This window comes from Pseudomonas sp. CCI1.1 (genome assembly GCF_034348165.1).
GTDB classification, from domain to species: Bacteria; Pseudomonadota; Gammaproteobacteria; order Pseudomonadales; family Pseudomonadaceae; genus Aquipseudomonas; species Aquipseudomonas paracarnis.
Genome location: NZ_CP133780.1, coordinates 505,139 through 520,552, shown reverse-complemented (window position 1 = coordinate 520,552; position 15,414 = coordinate 505,139). Strand labels below are relative to the sequence as shown.

Annotated in this window: 11 protein-coding genes; 5 read left to right on the top strand and 6 right to left on the bottom strand. The window is 62.4% G+C overall.

What is annotated here, in order from left to right:
- Positions 1 to 13: 13 nt before the first annotated feature.
- Entirely contained in the window at positions 14 to 1,372 is a 1,359-nt protein-coding gene (locus tag RHM69_RS02325) for a glutamine synthetase family protein (RefSeq protein WP_200600886.1), read from the bottom strand.
- 137 nt (positions 1,373 to 1,509) lie between these two features.
- Here RHM69_RS02325 and RHM69_RS02320 point away from each other — a divergent pair, with 137 nt between their 5' ends.
- Complete coding sequence (locus tag RHM69_RS02320; RefSeq protein WP_200600888.1) at positions 1,510 to 2,406, top strand: helix-turn-helix domain-containing protein; 897 nt, start codon at positions 1,510 to 1,512, stop codon at positions 2,404 to 2,406.
- Positions 2,407 to 2,608: 202 nt separating this feature from the next.
- Positions 2,609 to 4,771 carry a TonB-dependent siderophore receptor gene (locus RHM69_RS02315; protein ID WP_200600890.1) on the top strand — a complete coding sequence of 721 codons (2,163 nt, stop codon included), beginning with the start codon at positions 2,609 to 2,611 and terminating at the stop codon, positions 4,769 to 4,771.
- On the opposite strand, the gene RHM69_RS02310 is transcribed toward RHM69_RS02315, so the two are convergent.
- Entirely contained in the window at positions 4,761 to 5,891 is a 1,131-nt protein-coding gene (locus RHM69_RS02310; RefSeq protein WP_072434438.1) for an MFS transporter, read from the bottom strand. The two genes, RHM69_RS02315 and RHM69_RS02310, sit on opposite strands and share 11 nt — an antisense overlap.
- Positions 5,892 to 5,989: 98 nt before the next feature.
- Between RHM69_RS02310 and RHM69_RS02305 the strand changes: the two genes are divergently transcribed.
- On the top strand, positions 5,990 to 6,760 hold the full coding sequence (locus RHM69_RS02305; protein WP_038449861.1) for an AraC family transcriptional regulator: 771 nt from the start codon (positions 5,990 to 5,992) through the stop codon (positions 6,758 to 6,760).
- Between the two features lie 5 nt (positions 6,761 to 6,765).
- Here RHM69_RS02305 and RHM69_RS02300 read toward each other — a convergent pair whose 3' ends face one another.
- The 4 genes from RHM69_RS02300 to RHM69_RS02285 form a co-directional block, all read right to left on the bottom strand.
- Positions 6,766 to 7,203, bottom strand: a complete 438-nt coding sequence (locus tag RHM69_RS02300) for a carboxymuconolactone decarboxylase family protein (RefSeq protein ID WP_019817347.1) — start codon at positions 7,201 to 7,203, stop codon at positions 6,766 to 6,768.
- 93 nt (positions 7,204 to 7,296) lie between these two features.
- Positions 7,297 to 8,742, bottom strand: coding sequence for a mechanosensitive ion channel family protein (locus tag RHM69_RS02295; RefSeq protein ID WP_032903534.1), 1,446 nt, complete (start codon positions 8,740 to 8,742; stop codon positions 7,297 to 7,299).
- A gap of 166 nt (positions 8,743 to 8,908) precedes the next feature.
- Positions 8,909 to 9,775, bottom strand: a complete 867-nt coding sequence (locus tag RHM69_RS02290) for a pirin family protein (RefSeq protein WP_014718126.1) — start codon at positions 9,773 to 9,775, stop codon at positions 8,909 to 8,911.
- Between the two features lie 76 nt (positions 9,776 to 9,851).
- Positions 9,852 to 11,057, bottom strand: a complete 1,206-nt coding sequence (locus tag RHM69_RS02285) for a multidrug effflux MFS transporter (protein WP_014718125.1) — start codon at positions 11,055 to 11,057, stop codon at positions 9,852 to 9,854.
- A gap of 100 nt (positions 11,058 to 11,157) precedes the next feature.
- Between RHM69_RS02285 and RHM69_RS02280 the strand changes: the two genes are divergently transcribed.
- Positions 11,158 to 12,264: an efflux RND transporter periplasmic adaptor subunit gene (locus RHM69_RS02280; protein WP_200600892.1), complete on the top strand. Its 1,107-nt coding sequence runs from the start codon at positions 11,158 to 11,160 to the stop codon at positions 12,262 to 12,264.
- 2 nt (positions 12,265 to 12,266) lie between these two features.
- Positions 12,267 to 15,341 (top strand): efflux RND transporter permease subunit, encoded by a 3,075-nt coding sequence (locus RHM69_RS02275; protein ID WP_200600894.1) that lies wholly within the window; start codon positions 12,267 to 12,269, stop codon positions 15,339 to 15,341.
- Positions 15,342 to 15,414: the final 73 nt, after the last annotated feature.

Below are 15,414 nucleotides of genomic sequence, written 5' to 3'. Positions count from 1 at the left end.
CTTATGCTTGTTTTCAGACGCTCAACAGCAGGAACTCGCGCTCCCAGGAACTGATCACCCGCTTGAAATTCTCATGCTCGGCGCGCTTGACCGCGACGTAGCCGCGCACGAATTTTTCGCCCAGGTACTGCTTGACCGGGTCGCAATCCTCCATGCGCGCCAGCGCATCTTCGAGGGTGAACGGCAGGCGCAGGTTGCGGCGTTCATAGGCGCGGCCTTCCACCGGGGCACTGGGTTCGATGTGCTCGATCATGCCCAGATAACCGCACAACAGGCTCGCGGCAATGGCCAGGTACGGGTTTGCATCGGCCCCTGGCAGGCGGTTTTCCACGCGCATCGCCTCCGGGCTGGACGTGGGTACGCGCAGGCCGACGGTGCGATTTTCTTCGCCCCATTCGACGTTGACCGGCGCCGAGGTGTCCGGCAAAAAACGCCGAAACGAGTTCACGTTGGGGGCAAACATCGGCAGCAGCTTGGGGATGTACTTCTGCAGGCCGCCGATGTGATGCAGGAACAACGGGCTCATGTTGCCGTCGGCATCGACGAACACCGGTTTGCCGGTAGCGATTTCGACCACGCTCTGGTGCAGGTGCATGGCGCTGCCGGGCTCGTCGGCCACCGGCTTGGCCATGAAGGTGGCGGCGACGTTGTGCTTGAGAGCGGCCTCGCGCAAGGTGCGCTTGAACACCGTGATCTGGTCGGCCAGGTCCAGGGCGTCGCCATGGCGAAAGTTGATTTCCATCTGCGCGGGGCCGTCTTCGTGGATCAGGGTGTCGAGGTCCAGGCCCTGGGCTTCGCACCAGTCATAGACATCTTCGAACAGCGGGTCGAATTCGTTGGCGGCATCGATGGAAAACGACTGGCGCCCGGTTTCAGCACGGCCAGAACGGCCAATCGGGGTTTTCAAGGGCAGGTCCGGATCTTCGCAGCGCTGGGTCAGGTAGAACTCCATTTCCGGCGCGACAATCGGCTGCCAGCCTTGGTCGGTATAGAGCTGCAGGACTTTCTTCAACACATTGCGCGGCGACAGTTCGATGGGGTTGCCCTGCTTGTCGAAGGTGTCGTGGATCACGATGGCGGTGGGCTCGATGGCCCACGGCACTACGTAAGTGGCGTTGGCGACCGGGCGGCAAATCATGTCGATATCGGCCGGGTCCAGCAGGTCGTAATAGATATCGTCGTCGACAAAGTCCCCGGTTACCGTTTGCAGCAACACACTTTCCGGCAGGCGCATGCCTCGCTCATGCAGGAACTTGTTGGTGGGTGCGATCTTGCCGCGTGCGATGCCAGTCAAGTCACTGATCACGCATTCGACTTCGGTAATCTTGTGTTCTTTCAGCCAGGTGGACAGCTGATCGAAGGGGGCGTTCATAAGGACCTCGTCTTGGGTGGGATGCGACGCTGGGTTGTACTCCCAGCGCATTGAGGTCTATCTTGGGCCAGCCTTGAAACGGCATCTATCCACTTTGCACGCGGCACAACGCACCAATAGAGTGCGCACGGATCACTATGACACAGGCAACCGCTTTGCGCGTACAGGCCTTCGCCACCGGCGATGTGGCCGCCCAATGCAGTGCGACACCCGGCTGGGTGCAGCAGTACCAGCAGATGTCCCCCGGGCATTTTGCCGGGCAGGTGCGCTACCTCGACCTGCACGGGGTGCAGGTGTACGAAGAGTGCATGAACACCCGGGTGGAGCAGCATTTCAACGCACCTGCCGGCGCCCTGGCGTTCTGTTTCGACGCCAGTGACAACGCGCTGTACCTGCTCAATGGCGAAAGCCGCAACACCTGGATCACCCCGGTAAACTACCGCGAAGTGGCCGTGGTGTTCGGCCCGCAGTTCGTCCAGCGCCAGGGCCTGGATATAGCCAAACTCGAAGGCTTGTTCATGGCACCGCTGACCTGTCGGCAAAATGCGCTGTTCACTCGCTGGCTGAGCGGCACCCTTACGCGCCTGTCGGCACTGACCGACCCCATCAGCCGCGATGCCCTCACCCAGCAACTGCTCGACGACTGCCTGTTTATCCTCGATAACGCCTGCGTGTGCCTGGACGGCAGTTCATTGCAAAAGCGCAATGAAGAACGCCAATTGATGGCGCGCATCGGCGAATGGGCGGCGGATGCACCGGATGAAACCGCCAACCTGTTGGAACTGGCGCAGATTGCGGGTGTGCCGTTGCGCCAATTGCAGCAAGGGTTCAAGACCTATACGGGAATGAGCCCGGCGCAGTGGTTAAGGTTGCGTCGGTTGAATGGGGCACGGCGTGAGTTGCTCAGTGGCGCTGATACCACCGTAGCCGAGGTGGCGATGAATTGGTCGTTCTGGCATTTGGGGCGGTTTTCCAACAGCTATCGTGCTTTGTTCCGGGAGCTGCCCAGCGAGACCCTGAAGCGCTTTGGTTGAAGTCCAATCCCCTGTGGGAGCTGGCTTGCCTGCGATAGCGGTGGTTCAGGCAATAATTCAGCGACTGACACGCCGCTATCGCAGGCAAGCCAGCTCCCACATTCGATTAGCGGTGTGGCAGAGCCCTGCTGCATAACTTGTAAAATCCCGCCGTTATGCCTAGCTTATGCGCCCCCCGCCCAACGCTTTAAGGCCTTTACCCATGGTTTTGCGTTTTCGCCCCGTCGTCACTTCACGTTTCGCCCTCGGCCTGTTGCTCAGTGGCGGCATCGGCAGCAGCCTGGCCGCCGAGATCGAGTTGCCGACGGTAAAGGTTCAGGGCCAGGATGAGTCGGGCTACCGCAGTGAAACCGCGTCGGTGGGCGGCTTTGATGAAGCGCCGCTGTTGGACACCCCCGCCTCGATCACCGTGATCAACGCCGCGCTGATCAAGGACCAGCAGGCACGCTTGCTCAGTGAAGTGCTGCGCAACGATGCCTCAGTGGGCGACAGTTATGCGCCTATCGGTTATTACGAGAATTTCGTGGTGCGTGGCTTTTCGCTGAACGCGGCCAGCAGTTACAAGATCAATGGGCGCACCATCACCGGCGAGCAGAACGTCGCGCTGGAAAACAAGCAGCAGGTGGAAGTGCTCAAGGGCCTGGCCGGTTTGCAGAGCGGTATTTCCGAGCCCAGCGGGGTGATCAATTACGTGACCAAACGCCCCCAGGATGTGCGCTCGGTGACGGTGTCCACCGATGATCGCGGCAGCGGTTATATCGCCACCGATGTCGGCGGCTGGTTTGGCAGCGAGCAGCAGTTCGGCCTGCGTGCCAACGTCGCCCATGAAGACCTCAACTCCTATGTGGAACACGCCAACGGCCAGCGCGATTTCGTGTCCCTGGCCTTTGACTGGAACATCAGCCCCGACGCCGTGCTGCAACTGGACGCCGAATACCAGAACAAGCAACAGCGTTCGGTACCGGGGTATCAACTGTTGGGCGGCACCGAAGTGCCCCACGGTGCTTCACCGAAGAAGCTGCTGGGGCACCAGACGGGCGGCAAGCAGGTGGGGATTGATTCGCTGAACCTCAACGGCAAGTTCGAGTACCGTTTCAGCGATCAGTGGAAAGGCAGTGTCAGCGCGGCGCGTAGCAAGGTGGTGATTGATGACTACAGCTCGTTTGCCTGGGGTTGCTATGGTTCGGCCAGTTGCAGTGCCGCCAGCGTGCCGAACTACTTCAGCCCCGAAGGCAATTACGACGTCTACGACTACCGCAGCCCGGACGACACTCGCCGCGACGACGAAATCCAGGCGGCCATGACCGGCCTCTTCGACACCGCCGGCATCGGCCACGAACTGACCTTTGGCACCAGCGCGTTTCGCCGGGTGATCGACAAACGCAAGTCGGTCAACGAATTCATCGGCACCGCCAATATCAACGAAGAGGTGCCGAGCTTTCCCCCGACCGACAAGCCGTTGAACGACAGCCACCGCAACCTCGACAGCCGCCAGTACGGGCTGTTCGTCACCGACCGCATCCGCTTCAACGAGCAATGGCAAACCATCCTCGGCGGCCGTGAAGTGCGCCTGGACGAAAAAGCCTTCGACGGTGTGACCGGCAACCAGACGCGCCACACCCAGCAATACGTGTTCCTGCCCCAGGCCTCGTTGATCTACAAGCCAGTGGACAACGTTTCGCTGTACACCAGCTACAGCAAGGGCCTGTCCCTGGGCGGCACCGCGCCGTGGTTCGCAAACAATGCGGATGAAACACTCGCCCCCACTGTCTCGCGCCAGCTCGAAGCCGGGGTGAAATACGACTGGCGCCGTATCAGCTTCGCCGCCGCCGTGTTCCAGACGCGCCAGGCTTACCAGTACGCCAAACCCGAAGGTGACACGTTCAACTACGTGCAGCAGGGCCAGCAAAAAAACACCGGCATTGAATTGTCCGCCAACGGCTGGGCCACCGACCGTCTGCAGATCGCCACCAGCGTGGCCGCGATCCGAGCGCGGGTGAGCGGCAGCGGCACGCCGGCGTACGAAGGCCATCAGGCGATCAACGTGCCCAAGCTGCGCGCCAGCGTGTACGCCGACTACGCCCTGCCCTGGGTCAACGGCCTGGCGGTATTGGGCGGCGTGCAATACAGCGCCAAGAAGTCCGCCAATCGCACCGGCAATGTGGAAGTGGGCGACTACGCGGTGGTCAACGTCGGTAGCCGCTACACCACCAAGGTCGATGGCTACGAAACGGTGTTTCGCCTGAGCGTCGATAACCTGTTCGACAAGCGCTACTGGCGCGACGCCGGCGAATACATGGGTGATGACTACCTGTTCCAGGGCGCACCGTTGACCGCGCGCCTGAGCGCGTCGGTCAACTTCTGAATAGCCGCGACGTGGCCAGCCACAACGCCGCTAAAGCGCACACCAACAGGCTCCAGCCAAGATCCTGGGACCAGGTCACCAAAGCCAGCCCGCCACCAATCACCAGGTAGTACAGCAAGCCAAACAGGGCGGCGGCGGTGCCGAGGCGGTCACGGTAATCGACCAGGGCCGCCCCCAGCACGTTGGGAATCGCCATGCCGAAGGCCAGCACCACCAACAGCATCGGCCACACCAACAGCCAACTGTGCTGCAGGGCCAACACCAACAGACTCCCCACCACGGTCACCGCGGCGGCGACAACCACCAACCGCTCGCCGCTCCACCCATGCTTGAGCAAGGCTTTGTTCAGCCATGCACCCGAGCCGGAGCCCAGCGCCAGCAGCACACCGCTGTAACCAAACTCGGCGGTGGAACGCCCCTGCTGCGCGAAGATAAACGGCCCCACGCTGTAATAGCTGAACAGCGCAATATTGAACGCCGCGACCAACCCGACCGAGCGCCATACTCCGGCATCCTTGAGCATCAGGCCGAGCGTCTGGCCAAGGGCGGCGGTGGGCAGCGATGCCGGACGGGTCTCCGGTAAGGCCCACCAACACCAGCCCCATAACACCCCCGCGAGCATCAGCAACGTGCAGAGCACACCGCGGTAACCGAAAAACTCCACCAGGCTCGCACCGCTGAACAAGCCGATAGCAGGACTGGCGGCCAGCGCAACGCCCATCACGGAAAACACCTGGGCCAGTTCGGCACCGTGGAAACGGTCACGCAGCACTGTCTGCGTGACCACCGACCCCACGGCCGCACCCAATGCCGCGCAGGCCTGGGCCAGCAGCAAGGCGTTGAATGTCGTCGCAGTCAAGGCCAGCGCCGAAGCGCCCACATAGACTGCCAGCCCCATCAGCATCACCGGCCGCCGCCCCAAACGATCACTCAACCGGCCCCACACCACCACGCCCAGGGCGAAGGCGAGGAAATACACCGACAAGGTCTGCCCCGCTCGCTCGGGCGCGACATCAAAGGCCCGGCCGATATCGCCCAAGGCCGGGCTGTAAAGGGTCTGGGCCAACTGCGGGAACATCAGCAGGGCCATGGTCAGCGCCAGCAATTTTTTAAACGTCATCACAAGATCCCTCCATAAACACAACGGACGGATTCTAGGGCGCGCCAGCTGGGCTATTATCCAGACTTCGACACTTTATCCATCAAATCGGACAACCCATGGCCTGGCTTGCCGCTACCGCGTCTTTCAACCCCGATGTTTACTCAGCTCCCGTGATCGGCATCGCGGCGGTGTTGGGCAATCACGATTCGGGCCTGCATGTGCACCAGCGCGGGCAACTGCTGTTCACCCAGCAAGGTTGCACGCGCATCACCCTGGACAATCAACTGTGCCTGTTGCCACCTAGCCGCGCAGCCTGGATCCCCAGCGGCCTACCCCATCGTGCGGTGATGCAGCAGGCGGTGGACTATCGGTCGGTGTATGTGAGTGCGGCCCTGGCCGAGCAATTACCGGCCCAGGTGCGGGTGATCGAAGTGAGTGCCTTGCTCAGGGCAGTGCTGGAGCCCATGGCCCTGGCGCCGTTCGAGACTGATTGGCAGGCGGGTCGCTATGCCCATTTGTTGGGGCTGTGCCTGGATGAAATCCGCCACGCAGCCGCACAACCCATGCTGCTGCCGTTGCCACGGGACAAGCGCCTGGCGCCGCTGCTAGCCCAGCTCGACCGCCTGCCCCCCACGCTGCAGGACCTGGAACAGCACATTGGCGCCAGCACCAAGACCATCGGCCGGATTTTCCTCAAGGAAACCGGCCTGGGGTATCAGCAATGGCGCCAACAGTGGCGTCTGATGCGGGTGATCGAACTGCTCGCCACCGGGCGCAGCCTGGGCTACTGCGCCTTTGAACTGGGCTTTGCCAGCGACAGTGCACTGATCGCCTTTTTCAAAGGCATGACCGGCACCACGCCGCGCAGCTATTTCAAAGCCAACTGAAGGCCTTACTTGGGCATCTTGCGAAAACCCACCGCCAGGCGGTTCCAGCTGTTGATGGTGGCGATGGCGACGCTCAGGTCGACTTGTTCCTGGGGGCTGAATTGGGCGGCCAGTGCGTCGAAGTCTCCATCCGGGGCGTGGGTCTGGCTGAGTAGGGTCAGGCTTTCGGCCCAAGCCAGGGCGGCGCGCTCGCGCGGGGTGAAGAACGGGGTTTCACGCCAGGCCGACACGGTGTACAGGCGCCGCTCGGTTTCGCCGCCCTTGCGTGCATCGGCGGTGTGCATGTCCAGGCAGAACGCGCAGCCGTTGATCTGCGATACGCGCAGGCGCACCAGTTCCAGCAGTGGCAGTTCGATGGAGAGTTTGCCGACTGCCGCTTCCAGGGCGAGCATGGCTTTCATGGCGTCTGGGGAAGCGGTGTAGAAATCGGTACGGGTTTGCATGGTGTTGCTCCAGGACAGTGGGATTGGTGAGCAGGTTAGTCACCCCGGCGTCCTGGAGAAATAGCCAATCCGGGCGAAGAACAGGTGACCAATCTACAGGCCGCGGTTCCTCAGCCACTGGATGAAGCCCTTCTTGACCGGTACCACGGGCGCGTCTTCAGTCAGGGCCTGGGCGGCATGGCGGCGGAAGTCCAGCAGCGCCTTCATGGCTTCACCGATATCATGCCGGGCGTCGAGGCACGGCTTGAGGTATTCGTTTTCGATGCGGTAGAGCGTGCAGTAGGTCTTGGCCGAAAAATCCGCCAGCGCCGCCTGGTCGGAGAGAATGCCGGACTCACCGATCACCTCCCCCGGGCCCATGCGCCCTGCCTCGAACGTGTGCCCGTCCTTGATCAACAGCACCGAGACCACGCCGGACTCGATGATGAACAGGTGATCGCTGACCTCCCCCGCCGCCAGGATCATCTCACCGGCGCGGTAGGTGTGCAGGGTCATGTTCTGGCTGAAGGTGTCTTTTTCTTCCTGGCGCAAGGTGGAGAAGATCGTCGAGCGCTCCAGCAAGGCGCGGGCGCCAGACACCGCAGGCGGCGTGCTGCCTTCGGTGGCGGACAACAGGCCCACGCCCGCCGCCTGCAAATGCCGGTAGGCCAGGTCGTAAAGCTGGTTGCGGGTTTCGCGCTTGAGGCCCATGGCCGGCACAAAGCCGCTGATCTCATACTCCACGCCACTGCCGGTGGACGCCTTGAACGCGACGCTGGGCGCCGGTTGGGCCAGCAACGGCCGGCAGCCCTGCATCGCACGTTCCAGCGCTTCGATCACGGTTTGCGGGCGCGCATGGGGGCTCACTTGCAGGCTGACCGCCAAGCCGAACATGTCTGCCGGGCGCGAGAAGTTGATGATCTTGGCCTTGGCCGCCAGGGAGTTGGGGATCACCGCCAGGCTGCCCTGGGAGGTTTGCAGGCGCGTGGCGCGCCAGTCGATGTCGGTGACGCGGCCTTCGGTGCCGTCGATGGAGATCCAGTCATCGATCTGGTAAGGCTTGGTGGTATTGAGGACGATCCCGGAAAACACATCGCTCAGAGTGCTTTGCAAGGCCAGGCCGACGATGATCGCCACGGCGCCCGAGGTGGCCAGCACGCCCTTGACCGGCAGGTCGAGCACGTAGGCCATGGCGGCGATGATCGCAATGAGGAAAATCACCGCGCCCATCAGGTCCTGCAACAAGCGCCCGGTATGGCCGACCCGCTGCATCATCACTGCGCCGAGCAATACCGTGAGGGTGCGCGCCGCAAACAGCCACCAGCCGATCTGCAATGCCGTGGCGGCCAGGTGCAAGGTGGTGTCATCGGCATAGGGCGCCGCCTGCATGGGGTTCATGCCGTCGTTGAACAATACGACACTGAACACCGCAAAGATCACTAGCCGCGCTGCGAGTTTCCAGTTGGCAAGGTTTGGGGAAATAAGGCGCCACACGGCGATGTCGATCAGGATCAACGCCACGGCGCACAGCATCGGGTGATCAGCGATAAATGAGGGCATCCAGGCGACTCCAGGGCGAATGCCGAGAAGATCGCATGAAATCAGAACCCTGGAAACAAAATGTGGGAGCTGGCTTGCCTGCGATGCACACACCGCGGTGTATCAGCTACACCATGATGATGCTATCGCAGGCAAGCCAGCTCCCACAGGGGGTGGCGGTGAACCGTCAGGCGTGCATCTGCCCGAATTTTCCCGACTGGAAGTCGGCAAATGCCTGGTGAATCTCCTGCTCGGTATTCATCACGAACGGACCGTGGCCGACGATGGGCTCGTCGATGGGTTCGCCGCTGAGCAGCAGCACCTTGGCGTCGTCGTTGGACTCCAGGGTCAGTTGCTTACCGTCGCGCTCGAACAGCGCCAACTGCCCCTGGCGTGCGACCTCCTCGCCGTTGATCAACAACGTGCCGCTGAGCACCACCAAAGCGGTGTTACGCCCGGCGTGCAGGTCCAGCGTGACCGCTTTACCGGCGTTGAGGCGCAAGTCCCACACGTCTATCGGCGTGAAGGTGCGGGCCGGGCCTTGAGTACCGGCAAATTCCCCGGCGATCAGGCGCAGGTGGCCAGCGTCGTTCGCCAATGGCAGCACCGGAATGTCACCATCGACGATGGTCTGGTAACCGGCATCCGCCATTTTGTCCTTGGCCGGCAGGTTGACCCACAGTTGCACCATCTCCAGTGCGCCGCCGCGACGGGCGAAGTCTGTGGAGTGGAACTCCTCGTGAAGAATGCCCTTGGCCGCAGTCATCCATTGCACATCACCTGGGCCGATTTTGCCGCCGGCACCGGTGGAATCGCGGTGCTCGACTTCGCCGTCATAGACGATAGTCACGGTTTCAAAACCGCGATGCGGGTGCTGGCCGACGCCGCGACGTTGTTCAGTCGGGGTGAATTCGGCCGGACCTGCGTGATCCAGCAACAGGAATGGGCTGATGTGCTTGCCCATGGTGTCGTAGGAAAACAGCGTGCGTACCGGAAAGCCATCGCCGACCCAGTGGGCGCGGGGGCTGGTGTAGATACCAATCAGCTTTTTCATGGTGTACCTCCAAAGTGAGTACACCTTAAATCGCCTCACCCTTGAGCACTAGCCGGTAAAAATGGCCCTGATTGTTCTATATATAGGACAGCGTTTTAACCTGGCGTTGGCGCAGCAGTTGAAAGGCAACCAGTGCCGACAGTGCAAGCCCGGCCTGGATAATGATCATCGGCGCGGCACTGCCATCGCGTAACTGGCTCAGCAGCAACCCGCTGCACGTGGCGCCGAACATCTGTGCAAATCCCATGAGCCCGGCGGCTAAACCCGCACGGTGCGCATTGGGCATCACGGCCCCGGTAACGGATCCCGGCAGCACCAGGCCGCCGCCGAGCGTGACCAGGGCGATGGGAATATCCAGCCCCACTACCGACAACCCGAACACTAGGTAAATCGCCAGGGCTGCCACCCCGCCCACCGCCACCATCGTCACACCCATCGCCACAATGCGCTGCGGCCCCAGGCGCTGAATGTTACGCCGGGTGTAGGTGGAGCCGACGATCAGCATCGACACAATCAGCCCGAAGTTGAGCCCGTACTCAAGGCTGCTGAACCCCAGCAGATTGATAAACACCGCCGATGAACCCGCGATCACCGCAAACATCGCGCCATAGGTACACGCCAGGGCCACCGCGTAAGCACGGTACTGGCGCCCCTTGAGCAGATCCAGATACTGCCCGCCGAGGGTGCGCCAGTGTGCGGCCCTGGGATCGAGGTGATGATTGCTCTCGCGAAAGAACAGCAGCGCCAGCAATAACACCAGGCTGCCGATCACCAACGCCAGGGCGATGGGCGCACGCCACCCCAGTAATTTGATCAGCAAGCCCCCTGCTATCGGCGCAACGACGATGGCATACAACATGCCGATCATCGTCAGCGCCAGGGCCGGGCCTGCCTCGGCTTTCCACACATCGCGCACCACGGTGCGCGCTAGTACCAGCGCGGCGCACGCGCCCAGGCCTTGCAACACCCGAGCGGCGATAAACTGCTGGATGTCGGTGACCAGCAGCATCGCCAGCGTCGCCACTACGTAGAGCGCCAGGCCCCCGATCAAGACTGGCCGCCGGCCGATGCGATCCGACAGCGGCCCGAACAGTAGCTGCCCCAGGCCAAACGCAGCAACGAACGCCGACAGCGCCATCAGTGCCGAGCCTTGCGGCGCCTGCAGCGCGTGCTCGATGGCACCCAGGCCGGGGATGATCAGTTGCGTCGAGACTTCACCCAATGCGGTGAGGGCAACCAGCAAGAACAGCAAGCTGCGTGAGGGTGCCGGGGCGTTTGCCATGGGGAATATCCGGGGGCTGGATTAATTTATATTTCGACCATAATATGAGCAAAAAATTATGTCCATAATTTTTTGCCCTATGGTCACCCTGGAGTTCGTCATGCCCCCTCTCCCCCTGCGCCTTCTCACGCCCCTGGCTCTGCTGGTGGTCCTCAGTGGTTGTAACAGCAAGGCCGACAGCGCCGCCCAGGCGCCCACATCGCGCCCGGTGCTGGTCGTCAAAGTCGAAGCAGCCGGCACCCAGCAAAGCGCTTATACCGGCGTGGTGGCGGCACGCACTGAAAGTGACCTGGGCTTTCGGGTCAGCGGCAAGGTGATCGAGCGCAAGGTCGACCCCGGCCAGCACGTCTTCCGTGGTGACACCCTGTTGGTGCTGGACATCGGCGACTTCGAACTGGCGCTGCGCTCGGCCAAGAACCGCGTCAACGCCGCCCAGGCCCAACTGCGCCAGCGCCGTGATGATGAAAACCGTTACCAGCGCCTGGCCAGTACCGGCGCGGTGTCGCGGCAGATCTTCGACCAGTCGGCCACCAACCTGCGCGTCGCCCAGGCCGAACTGGCCGCGGCGCAATCGGACGCCAGCCAGATCGAAAACCGTCGCACTTATTCGGTCCTCAAGGCCGATGGCGACGGCATCATCACCGACGTACTGGCCGATCGCGGCCAAGTGGTGGCCGAAGGGCAAATCGTGGCGCGCCTGGCCCATGACGGCGCCCGCGAAGCCATCGTCAACCTGCCGGAGAACCGGCGTGACCTGGCCGCGCAAAAAGCCCTGGCGCTTCCCTTTGGCGCAGCGGACCAGGCCGTGACCGCCACCCTGCGCGAACTGTCCGCCAGCGCCGACCCGGTCACCCGCACCTACCGCGCACGTTATGTGCTGCAGGGTCCGGTCGAGCGGTTCGCCCTCGGCTCCACCATCACCGTACGCCTGCAAGGCAATGGCCAGCCGCTGCAAACCCGCGTGCCGATTGGCGCCTTGCAGGATGCGGGGCAAGGCACGGGCGTCTGGCTGATTGGCGATGACCAAAAGATCAGCTTCGCACCAGTGAAGGTCGCCAGCCTCGGCCAGGAAGACGCCTTGCTCGACAGCGGCCTAACACCCGGCCAAACCATCGTCGCCCTCGGCGCTCACCTGCTGCACAGCGGCGACACGGTGCGCTTGCTGCCCGCCCAGGCCCTGGCCCTCAACCGTCAGCAGGACCAATGAGTATGCGCGGGATCAACCTCTCCGAACTGGCCGTCAAACACCGCGCCGTCACCTTGTTCTTGCTGATTGCGATCCTCGTCGCCGGGGTCTTCGCGTTCGGCAAGCTGGGGCGCGCCGAAGACCCTTCGTTTACCGTCAAGGTCATGACCATCACCGCCGCCTGGCCCGGCGCCACCGCCCAGGAGATGCAGGAGCAAGTGGCCGACCGCCTGGAAAAACGCCTGCAGGAACTGGACTACTACGACCGCGTCGAGACCATCGCCCAGCCAGGCTTTGTGTCGATGCGCATGACCTTCCTGGAGTCCACACGCCCGAGCGAAATCCAGGAACTGTTCTACCAGACCCGCAAAAAACTCAGCGACGAAGCCACGCGCCTGCCCAAGGGCGTGATCGGGCCGTTTTTCAACGATGAATATTCCGACGTGTACTTTGCGTTGTACGCCCTGGAAGCCGAACACCTGCCCCATCGCCAACAAGTGCAAATGGCCGAGGAGCTGCGCCAGGGTTTGCTCAACCTGCCAGGGGTGAAGAAGGTCAATATCCTTGGCGAACAGGCCCAACGCGTGTTTGTGGAGTTTTCCTATGAGCGCCTGGCAACCCTGGGCATCAAGCCCGAACAGATCTTCACCGCCCTCGCCGCACAAAACGCCGTGGCGCCCTCAGGCTTCGTCGAAACGGCGGGCGCCCGCGCTTATATCCGCATCGACGGCGCGTTCGACAGCCTGGCCTTGATCGAGAACGTGCCCCTGCAAGTCAATGGCCGCGTATTGCGCATCGCCGATGTGGCCACCGTGAGCCGCGGTTATGAAGACCCGCCCAGTTATCGCATCCGCCATCAGGGCGACCCGGCGTTGATGCTGGGCGTGATCATGGAGAAGCACTGGAACGGCCTGGAATTGGACAAGAGCCTGCAAGCCGAAGAAGCGCGGATTCAGGCCGACCTGCCCCTGGGCGTGAACTTCGCCAAGGTCTCCGACCAGGCGAAAAACATCAGCCTGGCAGTCAATGAATTCATGCTCAAATTCTTCGTCGCCCTGGCGGTGGTGATGCTGATCAGCCTATTGGCCCTGGGCTTTCGCGTGGGGCTGGTGGTGGCGGCGGCCGTGCCGCTGACGCTGTCGATCGTGTTCGTGATCATGCTGGTCACGGGCCGCGAATTCGACCGCGTGACCCTCGGGGCATTGATCATCTCCCTGGGCCTGTTGGTGGACGACGCGATCATTGCCATCGAGATGATGGTGGTCAAACTCGAAGAAGGCTTTGACCGCATCCACGCGGCCACCTACGCCTGGAGCTCCACGGCGGCGCCGATGCTGACCGGCACCCTGGTCACCATTATCGGCTTTCTGCCGGTTGGGTTTGCGCGCTCCGGGGCGGGTGAATACGCCGGCAATATCTTCTGGATCGTGGGTTTCGCGCTGATTTCATCCTGGCTGGTGGCCGTGGTGTTCACGCCCTACCTGGGCGTGAAGTTGTTGCCGCAGATCAAGCCAGTGCCCGGCGGGCATGATGCGATTTATGCCGGGCGCTACTACCAGAAACTGCGCAGCCTGGTGGAGGCTTGCGTGCGCGGGCGCTGGCTGGTGACCGGGCTGGTGGTGGCCGCGTTCGTGGCGTGCGGCCTGGGTATGGCGGTGGTGAAGAAACAGTTCTTCCCGGACTCCGACCGCTCGGAACTGATTCTGGAAGTGTATATGCCACCCGGCAGCGCCTTCAAAAGCACCGAAGCCGTGGCGGCGCAGGTGGAGAAGGCGCTGTTGCAAGAGCCGCAGACCAGTATGGTCGACACCTATGTGGGGGGCGGTGCACCGCGGTTTTTCCTGTCGTTGAACCCTGAAATGCCCGACCCGGCGTTTGCCAAATTGATTGTGCAAACCCCGGATTCGCACGCCCGCGACGCACTGAAACTGCGGATGCGCGAGCGCATTGCAGCAGGCGAATTTTCGTCGGCGCGGGTACGGGTCACGCAGCTCGTCTTCGGACCGCCGGTGCCGTTCCCGGTGGTGTTCCGCGTCTCCGGGCCGGACCTGAATGTGCTGCGCGGGCTGTCGGAAGACGTGCGTCAGGTTGTGGCTGGCAACACGCTGACCAGGGACACCTTCCTCGAATGGGGCGAACGCGCCAGCGGTTATCGCCTGGTGCTGGACCAGGATCGCTTGCGCTTGCTGGGTTTTACCCCCGACGAGGTCAAGTCCCAACTCAACGCCCTGCTCAGCGGCAACCCGATCACCGAAGTGCGCGAAGGTAACCGCACCGTCTCAGTGGTGGCCCGCGCCCAAGGCAGCCAACGCGAAGACCTGGCCAATCTCAACAACATGACGCTGACCAACAGCGCCGGTACGTCGGTGCCGCTGGCCCAGGTCGGGCATTTCCAGGCGGTAATGGAAGAGCCGATCCTCAAGCGCCGCGACCGCGCCACCACCGTGGAAGTGCGCGCCGACATCATCGACGGCGTACAACCGCCCGATGTGGAAATGGCCGTGTACAAAGACCTGCAGCCACTGATCGCCAAACTGCCCAGCGGGTACAAAATCGACATCGGCGGCCCGGTTGAGGAAAGCGCCAAGGCCAACGTCGCCCTGGCGGCGCTGTTCCCGATCATGATCCTGCTGACCCTCACGGTGATCATGTTCCAGGTGCGCTCGTTCGGCGTGATGTTCATGGTGTTCGCTACCGCGCCTTTGGGCCTGATTGGCGCAGTGCCGACCTTGTTGCTGTTCAACCAGCCGTTCGGCTTCAACGCGATCCTGGGCCTGATTGGCATCGGCGGCATTCTGATGCGCAATACGCTGATCTTCACCGACCAGATCCGCCAGAACCAGGACCACGGCATGGCAATTCGCGAGGCCATCATCGAAGCCACGGTACGGCGCGCGCGGCCGGTGATCCTTACCGCACTGGCGGCGGCGCTGGCGTTTATTCCGTTGACGTTGTCGGTATTCTGGTCGTCCCTGGCCTATGTGCTGATTGGCGGCGTATTGGTGGGCACGGTGTTGACGCTGTTGTTTTTGCCCGCACTGTGCAGTCTGGTGCTGCGCGATAAGGTTACTGAAACGTCCCACGTAACTGCCGGATAAGCTCTACTCCCCTCCTCTTTCAACCGCTGCAAAGTCCCTCGCCTGATCAAACAGTGCGAGGGATTGCAGATGG

What these genes read in the sequence shown, in the direction of transcription:
- RHM69_RS02320 (WP_200600888.1), top strand. Translation starts at nt 1,510, where the DNA reads ATGACACAGGCAACCGCTTTGCGCGTACAGGCCTTCGCCACCGGCGAT.
- RHM69_RS02305 (WP_038449861.1), top strand. Translation starts at nt 5,990, where the DNA reads ATGGCCTGGCTTGCCGCTACCGCGTCTTTCAACCCCGATGTTTACTCA.
- RHM69_RS02295 (WP_032903534.1), bottom strand. Translation starts at nt 8,742, where the DNA reads ATGCCCTCATTTATCGCTGATCACCCGATGCTGTGCGCCGTGGCGTTG.
- RHM69_RS02300 (WP_019817347.1), bottom strand. Translation starts at nt 7,203, where the DNA reads ATGCAAACCCGTACCGATTTCTACACCGCTTCCCCAGACGCCATGAAA.
- RHM69_RS02315 (WP_200600890.1), top strand. Translation starts at nt 2,609, where the DNA reads ATGGTTTTGCGTTTTCGCCCCGTCGTCACTTCACGTTTCGCCCTCGGC.
- RHM69_RS02275 (WP_200600894.1), top strand. Translation starts at nt 12,267, where the DNA reads ATGCGCGGGATCAACCTCTCCGAACTGGCCGTCAAACACCGCGCCGTC.
- RHM69_RS02290 (WP_014718126.1), bottom strand. Translation starts at nt 9,775, where the DNA reads ATGAAAAAGCTGATTGGTATCTACACCAGCCCCCGCGCCCACTGGGTC.
- RHM69_RS02285 (WP_014718125.1), bottom strand. Translation starts at nt 11,057, where the DNA reads ATGGCAAACGCCCCGGCACCCTCACGCAGCTTGCTGTTCTTGCTGGTT.
- RHM69_RS02280 (WP_200600892.1), top strand. Translation starts at nt 11,158, where the DNA reads ATGCCCCCTCTCCCCCTGCGCCTTCTCACGCCCCTGGCTCTGCTGGTG.
- RHM69_RS02310 (WP_072434438.1), bottom strand. Translation starts at nt 5,891, where the DNA reads ATGACGTTTAAAAAATTGCTGGCGCTGACCATGGCCCTGCTGATGTTC.
- RHM69_RS02325 (WP_200600886.1), bottom strand. Translation starts at nt 1,372, where the DNA reads ATGAACGCCCCCTTCGATCAGCTGTCCACCTGGCTGAAAGAACACAAG.